14 protein-coding genes are annotated in these 15,948 nt (G+C 70.7%); 5 read left to right on the top strand and 9 right to left on the bottom strand.

Annotated elements, in window-relative coordinates; all coding sequences use genetic code 11:
- Positions 1 to 28: 28 nt before the first annotated feature.
- A complete protein-coding gene (locus HNR24_RS06980; protein ID WP_058888437.1) occupies positions 29 to 1,258 on the top strand; it encodes a cysteine desulfurase family protein in 1,230 nt (409 codons plus the stop codon).
- 55 nt (positions 1,259 to 1,313) lie between these two features.
- Here the strand turns inward: HNR24_RS06980 and HNR24_RS06975 are convergent, their stop codons facing one another.
- From HNR24_RS06975 to HNR24_RS06935, 9 genes are all read right to left on the bottom strand, one after another.
- Positions 1,314 to 1,727: a VOC family protein gene (locus HNR24_RS06975; RefSeq protein ID WP_182495408.1), complete on the bottom strand. Its 414-nt coding sequence runs from the start codon at positions 1,725 to 1,727 to the stop codon at positions 1,314 to 1,316.
- Positions 1,728 to 1,820: 93 nt separating this feature from the next.
- A complete protein-coding gene (locus HNR24_RS06970) occupies positions 1,821 to 2,960 on the bottom strand; it encodes a uroporphyrinogen decarboxylase/cobalamine-independent methonine synthase family protein (protein ID WP_182495407.1) in 1,140 nt (379 codons plus the stop codon).
- Positions 2,957 to 3,388, bottom strand: coding sequence for a chorismate mutase (locus tag HNR24_RS06965; RefSeq protein ID WP_182495406.1), 432 nt, complete (start codon positions 3,386 to 3,388; stop codon positions 2,957 to 2,959). The genes HNR24_RS06970 and HNR24_RS06965 overlap by 4 nt, the downstream gene beginning before the upstream one ends.
- A 9-nt stretch (positions 3,389 to 3,397) precedes the next feature.
- The gene (mnmA, locus tag HNR24_RS06960) at positions 3,398 to 4,552 is read right to left on the bottom strand and encodes a tRNA 2-thiouridine(34) synthase MnmA (RefSeq protein WP_182495405.1); all 1,155 of its coding nucleotides are present in this window, start codon (positions 4,550 to 4,552) and stop codon (positions 3,398 to 3,400) included.
- Positions 4,553 to 4,648: 96 nt separating this feature from the next.
- A complete protein-coding gene (locus HNR24_RS06955; RefSeq protein WP_182495404.1) occupies positions 4,649 to 5,992 on the bottom strand; it encodes a DUF58 domain-containing protein in 1,344 nt (447 codons plus the stop codon).
- 63 nt (positions 5,993 to 6,055) lie between these two features.
- Positions 6,056 to 7,096, bottom strand: a complete 1,041-nt coding sequence (locus HNR24_RS06950) for an AAA family ATPase (protein ID WP_083504776.1) — start codon at positions 7,094 to 7,096, stop codon at positions 6,056 to 6,058.
- Positions 7,089 to 8,387: a DUF4350 domain-containing protein gene (locus HNR24_RS06945; protein ID WP_182495403.1), complete on the bottom strand. Its 1,299-nt coding sequence runs from the start codon at positions 8,385 to 8,387 to the stop codon at positions 7,089 to 7,091. Before HNR24_RS06945 ends, HNR24_RS06950 begins: the two co-directional genes overlap by 8 nt.
- On the bottom strand, positions 8,384 to 9,052 hold the full coding sequence (locus HNR24_RS06940) for a DUF4129 domain-containing protein (protein WP_182495402.1): 669 nt from the start codon (positions 9,050 to 9,052) through the stop codon (positions 8,384 to 8,386). The genes HNR24_RS06945 and HNR24_RS06940 overlap by 4 nt, the downstream gene beginning before the upstream one ends.
- On the bottom strand, positions 9,033 to 10,226 hold the full coding sequence (locus HNR24_RS06935; protein ID WP_182495401.1) for a DUF7847 domain-containing protein: 1,194 nt from the start codon (positions 10,224 to 10,226) through the stop codon (positions 9,033 to 9,035). The genes HNR24_RS06940 and HNR24_RS06935 overlap by 20 nt, the downstream gene beginning before the upstream one ends.
- A gap of 148 nt (positions 10,227 to 10,374) precedes the next feature.
- On the opposite strand from HNR24_RS06935, the gene mtrA reads away from it, so the two are divergent.
- The 4 genes from mtrA (at position 10,375) to HNR24_RS06915 (ending at position 15,850) form a co-directional block, all read left to right on the top strand.
- On the top strand, positions 10,375 to 11,064 hold the full coding sequence (mtrA, locus tag HNR24_RS06930; protein WP_058888845.1) for an MtrAB system response regulator MtrA: 690 nt from the start codon (positions 10,375 to 10,377) through the stop codon (positions 11,062 to 11,064).
- A 77-nt stretch (positions 11,065 to 11,141) separates the two neighbouring features.
- On the top strand, positions 11,142 to 12,905 hold the full coding sequence (mtrB, locus tag HNR24_RS06925; protein WP_310735400.1) for an MtrAB system histidine kinase MtrB: 1,764 nt from the start codon (positions 11,142 to 11,144) through the stop codon (positions 12,903 to 12,905).
- Complete coding sequence (locus HNR24_RS14260; RefSeq protein WP_182495400.1) at positions 12,902 to 14,632, top strand: LpqB family beta-propeller domain-containing protein; 1,731 nt, start codon at positions 12,902 to 12,904, stop codon at positions 14,630 to 14,632. The genes mtrB and HNR24_RS14260 overlap by 4 nt, the downstream gene beginning before the upstream one ends.
- 171 nt (positions 14,633 to 14,803) lie before the next feature.
- On the top strand, positions 14,804 to 15,850 hold the full coding sequence (locus HNR24_RS06915; RefSeq protein WP_182495399.1) for a phosphoribosyltransferase family protein: 1,047 nt from the start codon (positions 14,804 to 14,806) through the stop codon (positions 15,848 to 15,850).
- Positions 15,851 to 15,948 lie beyond the last annotated feature (98 nt).

The following is a 15,948-nucleotide window of genomic DNA, read 5'->3' as shown; positions in this document are numbered from 1 at the left end:
GCCCCAAAAGCGTAGAATCGTGGACACGATGTCATCTGTACCCGACGCCCCCGGCGGATCCTACTTCGACCACGCGGCCACCACCCCGATCAAGCCCACCGCGATGCGCGTGCTCACCGAGATGCTGCCCGCGCTGTCGAACCCCTCCTCGCTGCACGGCTCCGGCCGCCGGGCGCGGCTGGCCGTGGACTCCGCCCGGGAGCAGCTGGCCCGCGCGGCGGGCGCCCACGCCTCAGAGGTGATCTTCACCTCCGGGGGCACCGAGGCGGACAACCTGGCGGTCAAGGGACTCTACTGGCAGCGCCGCACCCAGGACCCGGGACGGCGCCGGATCCTGCTCCCCGGCATCGAGCACCACGCGGTGCTCGAGACCGCCGAATGGCTTCAGGCGCACGAGGACGCCGAGCTGGAGATCCTCGCCGTGGATGACGAGGGCATCGTGGATCTTCCGGCGCTGGAGGCCACCCTGTCCCAGTCGGAGGAGTCCGTGGCGCTGGTGACTGTGATGTGGGCCAATAATGAGACCGGCGCGATCCAGCCGGTGGCGCAGATCGGTGAGCTCTGCGCACGGTTCGGGGTCCCGCTGCACACCGATGCGGTCCAGGTCTTCGGCTCGCTGCCGGCCGGGGCGGCCCCGATGAGCTTCCGTGACTCCGGGGCGGCGACGCTGGCGATCAGCGGGCACAAAATCGGCGCCCCGGTCGGTGTGGGCGCGCTGCTGGTCCGCCGAGACGTGGTGCTGACCCCGGTGCTCCACGGTGGCGGACAGGAGCGCGACATCCGCTCCGGGACCCTCGATGTCGCCGGGATCTGCGCCTTCGCCGCCGTGGCCGAGGAGCTGGTGGCGTCTGCGCAGCAGGAGGCCCAGCGGCTGGCGGGGCTGCGTGATCAGCTGTTGGACGCCGTCGTCGGACTCGAGGGTGTGACGCTGCGCGGACCGGATCCGCGCACCCACCCGGAGCTGCGACTGCCGAACAATCTGCACATCACCGTGGAGGACGCCGAGGGCGATTCGCTGCTGTTCATGCTGGACATGGCAGGGTTCGACACCGCCACCGGCTCCGCCTGCACCGCCGGGGTGCCGCGCCCCTCGCACGTGCTGCTGGCGATGGGCCTGGGAGAGGAGCAGGCCCGCGGGGCCCAGCGCTTCACACTGGGATGGACGACCACCCAGCGCGACGTCGACGCGCTGATCGCCGCGCTGCCTGCTGTGATCGCCCAGGCGCGCAGCGCGGGCATGGCCGCGGCCCGGCGCTGAGCGGGAAAGCACCCGGGGGAGGGGACGCAGCGGGAGAGGAGGGAGGGACCTCGGATCAGGGCAGCACGATGTCGTTGACCTCACCCGGTGCGCAGGCGATCTCCCAGCGGAACCCGTCGGGATCCGCGAAGTAGCCGCTGTAGCCGCCCCACTCGCGGTGCTGTGCCGGGGAGACGGCGCTGGCACCGGCCGCTTGGGCCAGGTGCAGGATCTCATCGACCTGGTCGTTGCTGGTTACGTTGTGCGCCAGAGTCAGCGGGGCGACGCCGGTGCCGGTCATGATCGGACCCACTTCGGCCTCGAACTCCTCGCGATCCCACAGCGAGAGCAGCAGGTGCTCACCGGCACGCAGCATCAGCACCCCGGGGGCCTCCACGCTGGGCGCCCAGCCGAGCCCTTCGAGGTAGAAGCGTCGGGTGGCGGGCAGATCCGCCACGGCCAAGGTGATCAGGGAGAGTCGCTGGTCCATCGGGACCCCACTTCTATGGGAGTGCTGATTCGGGACTGGGCTGATTCGGGACCGGGCCGGGTCTGCCTCGGGTGCGCCCGGCGGCGCGGCCGCTCAGGCCTGCTGCACCTGCTCACGCAGCGCCTCGGCGGCGTCGCGCACACGGGTGATCACCCGCATGGCGGCGGGCTCGGTCAGCGCGGCGGACCGCGACCGGGCTGGTTCCGTGCCGTGCCGGTCCGCGGAACCTACCAGAAGGAAGCTCTCCAGGGCACCCAGCGGCATCCCGAGTCGTTCCCAGGGACCGCGCAGCCGCCGCGCCAACTCACTGACCTGCGGCAGCTGGGTCTCCCCGCGACGGGCCGCCTCGGGCGACCCGAGACGAGCCGCGGCGGCGGTCTCCGCGGAGGTCAGCATGGAGGCGAGCATGCTGGCTCCGGATTCCACCAGCTCGGCGGTGCGCTCCCAGCCGGGGGCCTGCATCGTGGTGAGATCCACCCCGAAACCGTCTGCCCGCGGGCCCCGGTCCGCGCGGAAGTCCTGGATGTGCTCGGCCTCCACGCGGCCGCCCAGATCCAGCAGGACCTCATCCGCGCCGGCGTGCTGCAGCGTCTCGATCATGGCGCCCAGATGCCCCCGTGCCTCCTCCCGCTCCAGCGCTCGGATGGTGCGGTACCCGCTGACCGTGGGGATCAGCCCGCCGCGGACGCGGGTGTAGTCGGGCTCGGTGAGGACCACGGTCAACGACGACGGCGCGCAGGCTCTGCGCACGTGGCTCAGGTGCTCCGCGGCCCCGGTCGCCAGCGAGGCAGCCAGATCCCGGCGCGCGCCGTGATCGGTGAGCACCTTCTCCCCGGAGGGCAGCGCCAGTCCGGCCATCAGGCTGAGCGGTCCCAGCAGCTCGAGCACCAGGGGAGCGCCGCGCCCGTCCTCGGCGACGGGGTCCAGGCCGGACTCGCGGCGCTCACCGCGGAGATCGGCCAGGGTGTCCACATCGGAGCGCAGCCAGCCGCGGGCACGTTGATCATCGGCGCCGGGGCGCTGAGTCAGCCGCCAGCCGTAGGAGGTCAGCTCGGTGGCGAGCTCGGCGAGCTGGGCGAGGCTGCGTCCCATCAGCTGAGAGTGCAGGCCCCGCCCGGGCAGTTCGGGCAGCCCGGGAAGATGCGGTGCCGGCAGCTCGGCGGCCTGGAGCTCGGCGCTGCGCAGCAGGTTCGTCCCGGGCATCACGCCGACGGCGGCGCTGCGCAGGATCATCCGCGTTCGACCGGGGCCTCGGAGGCCTGCGCGCCGGCACCGGTCCGGGAGGACTGCGCCGCCGAGGTCTCCGCCGCTGATGTCCCAGGCGCTGCAGTGGTGGCGCCGGAGATCGCCTCGTGGTGCCGGATGACCTCTTCGATGATGAAGTTCAAGAACTTCTCCGCGAACTCAGGGTCCAGCTGCGCCTCGTCGGCGAGTCGTTTGAGCCGGGAGATCTGGTTCTTCTCACGGGCCGGGTCTGCCGCGGGAAGCCGGTGCTTGGCCTTGAGCACCCCGACGCGCTGGGTGGCTTTGAACCGCTCGGCCAGCAGGTAGACCAGGGTCGCGTCGATGTTGTCGATGCTGGCCCGCATGGACAGCAGCTCGTCGAGGATCTCGGGCTCTACCTGGGCGGCGGCCTCACCGGCGCGGGGATCAGTGCTCATGGACCCAGCCTACTGGCCGGTGGCGCCCACCGGCTGGTAGTTCTTCGAACGCGCGGTGTCGATCGTGGCCTGCCCCAGCACCCGGGTGCCCTGGTACATCACGGCCGTCTGACCCGGAGCCACGCCCTGCAGAGGTTCCTGAAGCTCCACCATCAGCCGGGGGGCGCCGTCTTCGGTCTGCGGGTCCTCGGCCTCGACCCGGGCCCGGGCCGGCACGGGATCGGCGTGGGCGCGGATCTGCAGATCAAGTAAGAACCAGTCACCGGTGTGAGCCTCGGGCACCGGGCGGCCCGCCCATGAGAGCCGGATCCCGGTGAGCCGGTCGATCTCGAGCAGCTCACGCGGACCGGCCACCACGGTGTTCTCCTTGGGCCGGATCTCCAGCACGAACCGCGGCTTGCCGTCCGGGGCGGGGCGGCCCAGCTTGAGTCCGCGGCGCTGGCCCACGGTGTAGGCCTCGGAGCCCTCATGCTCACCGATCTGCTCACCCTCGGCGTCGAGGATCGGTCCGTTGCGCAGCTCGATCTGCTCGGCCAGCCAGCCCCGAGTGTCCCCGTCCGGGATGAAACAGATGTCATGGGAGTCCGGCTTCTTGGCCACGGAGAGACCGCGTTCGGCGGCCTCGGCGCGGACCAGATCCTTCGACGGGGTCTCCCCGAGGGGGAACATGCAGTGCTCGAGCTGTTCAGTGGTGAGCACCCCGAGCACATAGGACTGGTCCTTGGTCCAGGTGGCCGCGCGGTGCAGCTCCGGGGTGCCCTCGGCGTCGCGGAAGACCTTGGCGTAGTGCCCGGTGGCCACGGCGTCGAAGCCCAGGGCGATCGCCTTGTCCAGCAGCGCCTCGAACTTGATCTTCTCGTTGCAGCGCATGCACGGGTTCGGGGTGCGCCCGGCGGCGTATTCGCTGATGAAGTCGTCCACCACGTCGGCCTTGAATCGATCGGAGAAGTCCCAGACGTAGAACGGGATGCCGAGCTTCTCACACGCCCGCCACGCGTCGGAGGAGTCCTCGATGGTGCAGCAGCCCCGTGACCCGGTGCGCAGCGTCCCGGGCATCCGACTCAGCGCGAGGTGGACCCCGACGACCTCGTGTCCGGCCTCGACGGCGCGGGCTGCGGCCACGGCGGAGTCCACTCCGCCGGACATGGCTGCCAATACCTTCATGAGATGACTTTCCGATTGACGATCAGGCGCGCCGCCGATGCGGCGCTGATGGACCCCAGTATTCAGCAACCCAGGGGGTCGGTGCATTCCCGCCGGTCAGAGCCGACCGGAGGCCTTGAGCCGGATATAGGTGTCCGCGAGCTGCGGAGGCAGCTGGTGCGGGGTGGCCTCGACGACCTCGACTCCGAGGGAGGCCAGCTGCCGGCGCAGTGCCTCCTTCTCGATCAGCGCCCGCTCCGCGGCGGCCGCCCGGTAGACCTCCCCGGCGGTCTCCCGGGCCTGCGCTCGCCGATCCAGCTCGGGATCCCGGACCGCGGCGAGCACCACCAGGTGCCGTTGGGTCAGTGCCGGGAGCACCGGCAGCAGCCCTTCCTCCAGAGAGCCTGAGTCCAGCGAGGTCAGCACCACCAGCAGGCTGCGCTGCGAACTGATCGAACGGATCTGCCCCGGCAGCTGGGAGAAGTCGGCTTCGACCAGGCGCGGCTGCACCACGGACATCGCCTCGGCCATCTGGTGCAGCAGGTCCCCGCGCATCCCGGAGCGTGCCTGGGAGCTGATCCCGCGGTCGAAGGAGAAGCAGTCCACGCGGTCCCCGGCCCCGGCGGCGAGCGCGCCGAGCAGCAGCGCCGCCTCGATCCCGGAGTCCAGCCGCGGCTCGTCCTCGATCCGCACCGCGGAGGTGCGGGAGGAGTCCAGGGCGAGGATCACGCGCCGGTCGCGTTCCGGGCGCCAGGTGCGCACCACCAGGTGCTGCCCCTGCGAGGACTGTCTCCGGGCCGTGGCGCGCCAGTCGATGGAGCGGACATCGTCGCCGCGGACGTAGTCGCGCAGCGAGTCGAACTCATGGCCGGCCCCACGGATCTGCACCGCGGTGGCCCCGTCGAGCTCACGCAGCCGCTGCAGCTTCGAGGGCAGGTGGCGTCGGGAATGGAACGGCGGCAGCACCCGCTGGGTGTGCCGCACCCGGTGCACCACCTGGCGTCCGGCCAGGCCCAGCGGACCGATCGAGCGCAGGCTCAGATGCTCGCTGTGCAGGTCCCCGCGCCGGGTGGGCCGCAGCGCGGTGTCGATCCGGCGGCTCGCTCCGGGCGGCGCCGTCTCCGAGTCCGCCCCGGAGCGTCCCGGCGCGAGCTGGATCGGGCTGATCGGTGAGCGTGTCCCGGCGGAGGGCTGCCAGCCGTCCTTGACCTGGCCGCGCAGCGCGCGTGCGCCGCGGTGGTGCAGCACGGTGCTCGCCGTCGTCGGCTGCCCCAGCCGCACCGCGGTGGTGGGCACCCGCTCCACCCGCACGCTGCGCGGGGATCCCGCGAGCACCATGTCCACGGCGGCCAGCAGGACCAGGATCAGCGCGCAGCCCAGCAGCGTGGCTGGGTCGGGGAAGACGACGACGACGGCGCTCAGCCCCAGCGTCAGGTACAGGAAGCGTCGGGTCAGCACCATGGCGGGCTCCCCGGGGCCGGGTGCAGCCGGGTGTCCGTGACAGCGATGATCATCTCGGGCCGGTCAGCGCGGGACCGGGACGGTGGCCAGGATGGACTGCAGCACGTCATCGATGCTGACCCCGTCCATGGCCGCCTCCGGGCGCAGCGAGACTCGGTGCCGCAGGCAGGCCGGGGCGAGCGCCTTGACGTCGTCCGGGGTGATGAAGTCCCGACCGGAGAGCCACGCCCAGGCGCGTGAGGCGTTCATCAGGGCGGTGGCCCCGCGGGGGGAGACGCCGAGCTGGAAGCTCGGGGTCTCCCGGGTGGCCCGGGCCAGGTCGACGATATAGGCGAGCACCTCACCGGCGATGGCGACCTGCCGGACCTGGGCGCGAGCGGCCAGCACGTCCTGGGCCCCGGCCACGGCGCGGACACCGGCGTCGGCGAGGTCGGAGGGATTGAATCCGGCGGCATGGCGGCGGATGACCTCGATCTCCTCGCCGCGCTGCGGGAGATCCAGGTGCACCTTGAGCAGGAACCGGTCCAGCTGGGCCTCGGGCAGGGGGTAGGTGCCCTCGTACTCCACCGGGTTCTGGGTGGCGGCGACCAGGAACGGGTCAGGCAGCGGACGGCTGATCCCGTCCACCGAGACCTGCCGCTCCTCCATGGCCTCCAGCAGCGAGGCCTGGGTCTTCGGCGGGGTGCGGTTGATCTCGTCGGCGAGCAGCAGGTTGGTGAACACCGGTCCTTCGCGGAAGCTGAAGTCCCCGGTCTTGGAGTCATAGACCAGGGAACCGGTGACGTCACCGGGCATCAGGTCCGGGGTGAACTGGACCCGGGAGGTGTCCAGGCTCAGCGAGGCCGAGATCGCGCGGACCAGCAGCGTCTTGGCCACCCCGGGCACACCCTCGAGGAGCACATGCCCGCGCACCAGCAGCCCGATCAGCACGCTGGTCACGGCGGCGTCCTGACCGACCACCGCCTTGGCCACCTCCACGCGGACCTGGTGGAACTTCTCCCGCAGCTGGTGTGCTCCCTGATCGGAGCGCGGGTGGACGGTCTCAGGTGCAGGATCGTAGGCGGCCTGATGGTTCTGCGTGGCGGCCGGGTGCGGTTCAGTCATCGCTGGTGTTCTTCCCTTGCTGGTGGTTCAGGTGTGTGGGCTCGGGTGCGGCGCTTCGGCCGCCGGGATGATGCTTCAACGCGGCGCTGCGGACCTCATCCTCCAGCTGCGCCAGGGCCTGGGCGTAGGCGACGAGGTCGGCGTTGCTGCGAGGTTCTGTGTTGATCAGTCCGCCCAGCTGGGCCGGGTCTCGGTGGACCGCACGGGCGGCGGCGCTGATGATGCTCGCCTGATGCGGGGCGGTTCCCAGGCGCAGCAGCCGGGCGAGCCGGATCAGGTGCGCGCTGCGCAGGGTCTGGGCCGAGGCGGTGACCGCGTTGGCGCTCTGATACATCCGGCCGCGGCCCTCGGCGGTCTCGGCCGCAGGGACCTGCACCGGCAGCGGCTCGCCGATCACCGGGCCGGGGCGTCGCCCGAGCACGAGCATCATCACCAGTACGCACAGCAGCAGCCACCAGGTCAGCGGGAGGACCCAGCCGGGGAAGAAGTCCATCGGGGAGGCCCACTGCTGATCCTCCAGCGTGTCCAGGCCCATCGGGGTGTACCAGATGAGGTCATCCTCGGCACCGAAGAGCCACAGCGCCAGCGCCGCGTGCCCGGCGTCGGTGATGTTCTGGTTGGTGAAGGCCGCCGGGGCGCCGAAGAGGATCCCGGCGTCGGTCTCGACCAGCATCTGCGGATCACCGGCCGCCGCGGATTCCCCCGCGGCCTCTCCGGCATCGGCGGCATCGCCGGAGGAGACGGGGAAGCAGCCGGTCCCGGCGCCGGTGAACAGTGCGCCGGGGGCCTGCACCGTGGAGGCGTTGACCGCGGCGTCCACGCCACACTGCGTGCCGGCCTGAAGCGCGGAGCCGGAGCCGCCACCGGGATGAGCCCCGGCGTAGCTCACGGGGCCATCGGGGTAGAGCGAGCTGAGCAGCTCGGGTCCTTCGCTGAGCAGCACCACTTCTCGGTCCCTGCCGTCGCGCAGCCGCTCCAGGAAAGCCTCGTCGGGGACCTCACCGGTGGAGAGCACCACCAGAGGAGCGTCCGGGTGCTCGCCGAGCAGCTCGCGGGTGATCTCTGCGGAGGGCGCCGGGTGGATCTGCACCTGCTCGTCGTCGAGGACCTCGGCCAGCGCCGCATACCCGTCCAGGGAGGTGTTCTCCAGGCCGAACCGGTCCATGTCCTCGTCGCTGAGCGACTGGACCAGGGCCACGGAGAGCAGGCCCAGGACCAGCAGCAACAGCCAGAACTGCCAGCGCTGGTAGCCGCTGCGCAGCGCGGAGCCGAGCGTCGCCGTCGTCGTCATCGGGGCACCCCCGGACGCTCCGGGGCGGTCCAGGCCTCGGGTGCGCTGGGGGCGGCCGCCTCGGCGGGTGAGCCCGCGCTCTGGGAGGCGTGCAGCCGCTGCTGAAGGTCCAGCAGCGCGTCATAGTCCGAGCGTTGCAGCGACCGGCCGCCGTAGCGGGAGTAGTTGAACAGCTCTGCGGCGCGCATGGCTTCCCGCGCCTGGGTCGGGTGCGCCCGGGCCAGCGAGGCGCCCGCCTCGGTCGCGGTGCGCCCGGCCTGCTCAGCGAGCTCCTGACGCTCTTCGGCGGCGCGGATCACGGACCGGAACAACTCCCTGCAGGCCTCGTCGAAACGGCCGGCCTGGGCGTGAGACTCGGCGCGTCGGCGCAGCTCATCCGCGGTGACCCCGGCGGGGCTGGCAAGCAGCTCCTCGGAGTCGGCACCGCGCTGCAGCCGGGGCCGGACCAGCACGATGCACAGCACCACCGCGGCCAGCAGCAGCACCAGCAGCAGCACCGGACCCAGCGGGAGGTTCACCGGTCCCAGGTTCAGGCTCAGCTGGTCCAGCCAGCCGAAGAACCGGTCTGCGGCCTCGCGCAAGGGCCCGGTCGCGTCCCGCTGATAGCGCGGGTCGCTGAGCTCGCGCTCCAAGAGTCGACGTGCCTCATCGGGTTCGGGCTGCATCGCGGCTCACCTCCGCGAAGTGCTCGTGGAGGTGCTCGGTGGATCCTGGGACGAGGCGGTCGGTGGGGGTCCACATGGGTGGCTCGGCGGCCCACGGGGTGTTCGGCTCAGGCGCATCTAGTCGGGGGGCGCCGGGTCGCCGTGCGGCCCGGTCCGCGGCGGCGAGCAGCGTCACATCCAGTGCCTCCTGGCGGATCCGGGCATTGAGATACATCAGGGAGATCACCGTGCCGACCACCCCGATGAACAGCGTGGAGAGCACCGTGCCGTAGAGCTCGGTCAGCGCGAACACCGCGAAACCGGCCCACTCGCCCCCGGGGGAGGTCGAACCGGCGAGCAGCTCGGAGAGGGCCACGGTGAGCATCAGGGGCATCGAGGCGACTGTGAACACCAGCCCCAGGATCACGTAGAGCAGCGCCACCAGCCCGATGTTGCGCCACCAGCGTCCCCGGTTCAGCCGCCAGGACCTGGCGATGGCGGCGAGGGGTCCCAGCCGTTCCACCACCACCGTCAAGGGGGCATACATCACCGCCGCGGTGACCCAGCACATGAGCAGGAACAGTCCCGGCAGCACCACCACGGCGCCGAGGAACAGCGTGATCACCAGCAGCAGGACCGCCAAGACGAACACCGGCAGCGCCACCACGCTGAGCAGCAGTCCCAGCACCAGCAGGTTGACCACGCATGGGCCCAGCCGGCCCCAGCGCAGCCGCACGGTCTGACCCATCCCGGTGTGCAGCCCATAGGAGGCGCGCAGCGTGGGCAGCACCATATAGGCGGTGGCCACCGCGATCACCAGGGAGGTCACCGCGGCGCCGGCGAAGCTCACCCAGAGGAACGCCGCGTCCGTGGCCACCCCCAGCGCCAGATCAGGGTCCTCGAACGCGCCGGGGTCCGTGAGCATGCGCATATAGGAGGAGGAGGGCAGCACCAGCATCATGATCAGGGTGAGTCCGAAGTTCACCAGCCCGGCGAGGAACGGGACCCCCAGCACAGCCTTGGGCGAGCGACGGATCACCGCGACGGCGGCGCTGAAGAGTTCATCGGCGACCATCCGGCGCAGCGGGAAGATCGCCCCGGGCTGCAGAGGCTGTTCCGCGGAGGCGCTCGAAGGCGCCGGAGCATGGCCCGGCGAGCGCCGAGCATCCCGGTGTGTCTCCGCTGTGCGGATCATCGTCCCTCCTCAAGCGCGTCTGCGCGAGTGCCCTCTGCGCCCAGCCTACCGCTCTCATATATCCTGGGTGCGGTGCCGCATGGAACTGGGCCCGAACCTGCGTGCGCGTGACGCTCTGCGCGGCAGGACCCCTATGGATGGAGAGCAGATGAAAGCCAGAATCCTGGTCGTCGACGACGACGAAGCGCTCGCAGAGATGATCGGCATTGTGCTGCGCAATGAAGGATTCGAGCCCACATTCTGCTTCAACGGTGAGGACGCCCTGGAGACCTTCCACAGCTCCAAGCCCGATGTGGTCCTGCTCGACCTGATGCTGCCGGGCAAGGACGGCATCGAGGTCTGCCGCGAGATCCGCGATGAGGCCGACACCCCGGTGATCATGCTCACCGCCAAGTCGGACACCGCGGATGTGGTGCGCGGCCTGGAGGCCGGGGCCGACGACTATGTGCCCAAGCCGTTCAAGCCCGCGGAGCTGGTCGCTCGGGTGCGCGCTCGGCTGCGGCCGGCGGACCATAACGCCCGCCCCGACGGGGAGAGCCTGAAGATCGGTGACCTGAGCATCGACGTCGCCGGCCACGAGGTCCGGCGCGGGGAGCATCGGATCTCGCTGACCCCGTTGGAGTTCGATCTGCTCACGGCGCTGGCGAAGAAGCCCTGGCAGGTCTGGAACCGCGAGATGCTGCTCGAAGAGGTCTGGGGCTACCGGCACCAGGCCGACACCCGCCTGGTCAACGTGCACGTGCAGCGGCTGCGGTCAAAGATCGAGAAGGACCCGGAGAACCCCGAGATCGTGCAGACCGTGCGCGGCGTCGGCTATAAGGCCGGGGGGCAGGGGTAGTCATTCCTGGCCAGGCTGAGAACTCCGCGGACCGGGCTGCCTCGCGGTCTTCGGCCACCTCCACCGGCAGCATCCCGGTGATCAGGGACCGCGCCCTGGATCCCCTGGCGGACAGTTCTGCCTCGGCAGAGACCGCGGCAAGCTCAGGGGAGCGGCCCGGCGCCAAGCGCAGCCTGGCCGGCACCGCGCGCAGGATCAGCGGGCTGCCCCGGCTCTGGGCGCGCTCGCTGCTGATCCGCGCGGTCTTCTTCACCGGGCTGCTGACCATGCTCAGCACCATGGCGGTGGCGGCCTTCCTGGTGCAGCAGGTCACCTCCGGGCTCTTCCAGGAGCGCTTCGACCAGGCCGAGCAGGAGGCCGCCGTCGGCCTGGACAGCATCCGGAGCAGCTTCGCGGCGCTGAGCACCACGAGCAGATCTGAGGCGCAGCAGGACGTGTTGTCGATCCTGAATGAGGTAGACAATTCCACGGCGCAGATCCAGCGCGAATTCTCGCTGCAGCCTCTGGAGGTCGGAGAGAACCTCTACGTGGACGGCATCACGTCCCCCGGGCTGAGCGCCCAGGACATCTCCGAGGAGCTCGATGAGGCCGTGGCCGGAGGCACCGGGCAGTACTGGCAGGCCGTCTCGCTTGAACGCAATGGTGCCTCCGAGGTCCCCGGGGTGGCCTTCGGCACCCAGGTCGACATCCAGGGCAACCCCTACGCGCTCTACTTCGTCTACGACTTCTCCCCGGTCCAGGAGAATGTGGCGTTCGTGTTCCGGACCATGTTGGTCGCCGGGATCGCGATCCTGCTGATCAACATGGCCATCGCCGGCTGGGTCGCCCGGTCGGTGGTGCGCCCGGTCTCGCAGGCCGCCGAGGTCTCGGAGCGGATCGCCGACGGGCAGCTGGATCAGCGCCTGGCGGTGCGCGGGGAGGACGAGATCGCGCGCCTGGGCCTCTCCTTCAACCGGATGGCCTCGAACCTGCAGGAGCAGATCACCCGACTGGCGAACCTCTCCAAGATGCAGCAGCGCTTCGTCTCTGACGTCTCCCACGAGCTGCGCACCCCGCTGACCACGGTGCGCATGGCCGCGGAGGTGCTGCATGAATCTCGCGACGACTTCGATCCGATCAATCGGCGCTCCACCGAGCTGCTGCACCATCAGGTGGAACGGTTCCAGGCGCTGCTCGCGGACCTGCTGGAGATGTCCCGGTTCGACGCCGGCGCCGCCGAGCTGGCCACCGCCGAGGTGGATCTGCTCGCCCTCACCCGGGAGGTGCTGATCAGCTCGAAGCCGCTGGCCGAGAGCTCGAACACACCGCTGGGCCTGGTGGTCCAGGGGGAGAACTTCATCGCCGAGGTCGACGCCCGTCGGATCAGCCGGATCCTGCGCAATCTGATCAATAACGCGATCGAACACGCCGAGGCCCGCCCGGTGGATGTGATCGTCTCCTCGAGCCCGACTGCGGTGGGCATCGCCGTGCGAGATCATGGGATCGGCATGAGCCCCTCGGAGGTCGCCCACGTCTTCGACCGCTTCTGGCGCGCCGACCCGGCACGGGCCCGGACCACCGGAGGTTCCGGGCTGGGTCTGTCCATCGCCACGGAGGACACCCGGCTGCATCAGGGAGCGCTGGACGCCTGGGGGCAGAAGGGCCAGGGTTCCTGCTTCCGGCTGGTGCTCCCGCGCCGCCAGTCGGTGCCCTACCGCGCCTCGCCCATGGCGCTGCCCCCGGTCTACCGGGCCACCGATCGGTATCGCATCGAAAACATCCAGGACCTCGGCGTCGAGGAGCCCGAGCACGACCGGGTCAACGAACAGGCGCTCTACCAGCCGAAGCGGGGTGAGGCATGATCCGCCGTCGGTTCTTCGCCCTGATCACCGCGCTGCTCGCCGTGATGCTCACACTCAGCGCCTGCTCGCCGATGCTGCCCACCGATGGGCCGGTGGGGACCTCGGCGCCGGAATCGAGCCGGGACCTCGCCTACGCCCTGGAGGCGCAGCCGCCGCAGACCGGAGCCAGCGCAGAACAGATCGTCTCCGGATTCATCCGCGCCGGGGCCGGCGCCCAGGACGACTACGCCATCGCCCGGGAGTTCATGTCCCCGGAGGCCGCCCGGGAATGGCGTCCAGACGCCCGCACCGTGGTCTACTCCTCCGAGCCTCCGGTGCTGGCCTCCGGAGACGACACCTGGAGCGCGCCCTTCCAGGTCGATTCGGTGGTGGACGAGGCCGGCATCCTGACCCGCCTGCCCGAGGACTCCACAGAGGTCATGGACTTCACGCTGGAGGAGATCGAGGGGGAGTGGCGGATCACCGAGGCCCCGGACGGCACCATGCTCAACGAGGGCAGCTTCCAGCAGGCCTTCCAGGCGCACACCCTCTACTATTTCGACCCGGAGCTGCGCTACGCGGTGCCGGACCAGCGCTGGTTCCTCAACCGTCCAGGGATCTCCTCGGAGATCGTCAGCGCGCTGCTCGCTGGGCCGGCGCCCTACCTGGAACCCGCCGTGGTCTCGGCCTTCTCCGATTCGGCCCAGCTCGAGCGCGCCTCGGTCCCGGTGGAGGACAGCATCGCCGCCGTGGATCTCGCACCGGAGGGTGTGGCCGACGCCGGGCCGGCTGAGCGTGCCCTGATGCAGGAGCAGCTGGAGCTGGCGCTGACCTCGCTGACCCGGATCAACGAGGTCGAGATCACCGTGGCGCAGAGCGAGCTCGACATCCCGGCGCGTGAGGACCTGCCGGAGGAGGACCGACTGGACATCCAGGTGGCCCCCGAGGTGGACTCCACCCAGGTGGGCATCCAGGACGACACCCTGGTCCGGCAGAATGATCAGGTGACACTCTCGATCGGGGGCCTCCCCGACATCTCAGATCTCGACCCGCAGGCTCCGGCGTTCCCCGGGACCTCCTCGGAGGACGTCTTCGCCTTCCTCAACGGTGCTGGTGACCGGCTCTATCACCTTCGCCCGGAGCGGGCAGAGGACCCGGTGCTCGAGGCCGAGAACCTCACCCGGCCCTCGATGGACAACTACGGCTGGACCTGGACTGCCTCAGCCGAGGGGGAGGACGCCACCGTCCACGCGGTCGCCTATGACGAATCTCTGGAGCCGAACTCGACAGAGGTCAGCGCCGACTGGCTGGAGGACCGCACGATCACCTCGCTGCGCATCGCCCAGGACGGCGCCCGCGCGGCGATGATCCTCGACGACGACGGCGAGCGTGACCTCTACGTCGCCGGTGTCATTCGTGACTCCTCCGGGATCCCGCGCGGACTCGGACAGCCGATGCGGCTTGCGACCTCCGTGCAGCTCGAAGAGGTGCGCTGGCAGGGCCCCGATGCGCTCTACGTCTGGGCGAACTCCGAAGAAGAGCCCATGACCCCGGAACGGGTCACCCTGACCGGTTCCAACCGCGTGGACAGCCCGCTGCTGGGACTGTTGAACATCTCCGCCGGTGAAGGCCAGAGCAATCTCTTCGCCGAGACCGTGGACGTTCCGTTCTACAACCTCTCCAGCAATGGAGAGACCTGGGTGGTCCTGGAGGACGTCGAGGTGCGCGATCTGGCCTTCCGCGGCTGAGCTGCTCCCGGGGGCGCGCCGCCGTGCTGAGACGGCGCCGGCCTGACGGGGTGCTGATCTGAGACGGCGCTGCTTCTCCCCAGCCCGGCTCGAGGCAGCCACGCAGCGCCCGATCTCCCCAGCGGGGCTCGAGGCGATCCGACCGGATGCTCGCTCCGGCATGCTCACAGGATGACTCGAAGCTCCCCAGTCTCCGCCGAACTCGTCCGGGCCCTGGACCGGATCTGGTTCGCTCCGCTGGGCGCCGGACTCCGGGCAGCGGTCTCCTCGGCGGCTGGGATGCTGTCTCCGGTGTGGTGCATCGGGTGCGCTGAGCAGGATGTGGCGCTCTGCCCGCCGTGTGCCGAAGATCTGCACCTGCTCACCCGTGCTCCCTTTGCGGCCGAAGAACAGGCGCTGGCCCTGCCGCTGCTGCTCGAGGAGCAGGAGATGACCGTGCTGCCGGTCAGCGCGGCCGCCCGCTATGAGGCGCTGGTCGCCCGGTCCGTGCTGGCCTTCAAGGATCACGGGGCCATCGGTCTGGGCGCTGCACTGGGGCCCGGGCTCGCCCGAGCGCTGCGCCTGGCCCTGCAGCGCGCCGCCGAGTCGGGGGCGCCAACGCCCGAGCCAGCGCACGGGCCGGCACTCGGGCGAGCAGCCGGGGCCGAATCCCTGGCGGAGCCCCGGCCAGCAGCTGGGCCAGCAACCGGACCAGAACCCACGCTCGAACCCGAGGCGGCACCGGGGGCGGAACCCGGTGCGGTGCGGCCGCGGGTCTGGTGGCTGGTGAGCCCGCCGTCGTCGTTGCGTTCCCGGCTGAGTCGAGGATTCGATCCGGTCCAGGTCCTGCTCCGGCACGCCCTCGGCGCCACCGGGGGCGAACTGGACCACCGGGGCCGGAGGCTGCGGCCCGGGCCGGGGCTGGTGCGACCCTCCCGCACCGCCACGCTGGGCTCGCTGAACCCGCGGCACGCCCGGCAGAAGTCCCGAGGCGCGCAGGCCAGGCGTCGCCGCTCGGTGGGCAGCATCGCCCTCACCCGGCGCGGCCGGGCGCTGCTGCCCGGTGCTGAGGTGCTGCTGGTCGACGATGTGCTCACCAGCGGATCCACGCTGGCTGAGCTGCACCGGGTGCTCTCCTGCGCCGGGGCGAGGGTCCACGGTGCAGCGGTCTTCGCCGCGGCCCCTGGACCTGGGGCCGCGATGGAATCTTCGCTGGTGAGAGCTTCGCCCGAGGCGTAAATGGTGACGTGGATCGCCCCGGGGAACTAGTCTGAGGTATGGGTACTTCTTAGAGTCCCATCGCAGCGGCGAGGGGAAGAGTGTTCCCGTCCCCGCTG

Source organism: Nesterenkonia sandarakina, assembly GCF_014138825.1.
GTDB classification, from domain to species: domain Bacteria; phylum Actinomycetota; class Actinomycetes; order Actinomycetales; family Micrococcaceae; genus Nesterenkonia; species Nesterenkonia sandarakina.
The sequence above is the reverse complement of the archived record's forward strand: the minus strand, read 5'-3'. Positions and strand labels throughout refer to the sequence as shown.

What these genes read in the sequence shown, in the direction of transcription:
- HNR24_RS06975 (WP_182495408.1), bottom strand. Translation starts at nt 1,727, where the DNA reads ATGGACCAGCGACTCTCCCTGATCACCTTGGCCGTGGCGGATCTGCCC.
- HNR24_RS06950 (WP_083504776.1), bottom strand. Translation starts at nt 7,096, where the DNA reads ATGACTGAACCGCACCCGGCCGCCACGCAGAACCATCAGGCCGCCTAC.
- HNR24_RS06945 (WP_182495403.1), bottom strand. Translation starts at nt 8,387, where the DNA reads ATGACGACGACGGCGACGCTCGGCTCCGCGCTGCGCAGCGGCTACCAG.
- mtrA (WP_058888845.1), top strand. Translation starts at nt 10,375, where the DNA reads ATGAAAGCCAGAATCCTGGTCGTCGACGACGACGAAGCGCTCGCAGAG.
- HNR24_RS06965 (WP_182495406.1), bottom strand. Translation starts at nt 3,388, where the DNA reads ATGAGCACTGATCCCCGCGCCGGTGAGGCCGCCGCCCAGGTAGAGCCC.
- HNR24_RS06955 (WP_182495404.1), bottom strand. Translation starts at nt 5,992, where the DNA reads ATGGTGCTGACCCGACGCTTCCTGTACCTGACGCTGGGGCTGAGCGCC.
- HNR24_RS06915 (WP_182495399.1), top strand. Translation starts at nt 14,804, where the DNA reads ATGACTCGAAGCTCCCCAGTCTCCGCCGAACTCGTCCGGGCCCTGGAC.
- HNR24_RS06980 (WP_058888437.1), top strand. Translation starts at nt 29, where the DNA reads ATGTCATCTGTACCCGACGCCCCCGGCGGATCCTACTTCGACCACGCG.
- HNR24_RS06940 (WP_182495402.1), bottom strand. Translation starts at nt 9,052, where the DNA reads ATGCAGCCCGAACCCGATGAGGCACGTCGACTCTTGGAGCGCGAGCTC.
- HNR24_RS06935 (WP_182495401.1), bottom strand. Translation starts at nt 10,226, where the DNA reads ATGATCCGCACAGCGGAGACACACCGGGATGCTCGGCGCTCGCCGGGC.
- HNR24_RS06970 (WP_182495407.1), bottom strand. Translation starts at nt 2,960, where the DNA reads ATGATCCTGCGCAGCGCCGCCGTCGGCGTGATGCCCGGGACGAACCTG.
- HNR24_RS14260 (WP_182495400.1), top strand. Translation starts at nt 12,902, where the DNA reads ATGATCCGCCGTCGGTTCTTCGCCCTGATCACCGCGCTGCTCGCCGTG.
- mnmA (WP_182495405.1), bottom strand. Translation starts at nt 4,552, where the DNA reads ATGAAGGTATTGGCAGCCATGTCCGGCGGAGTGGACTCCGCCGTGGCC.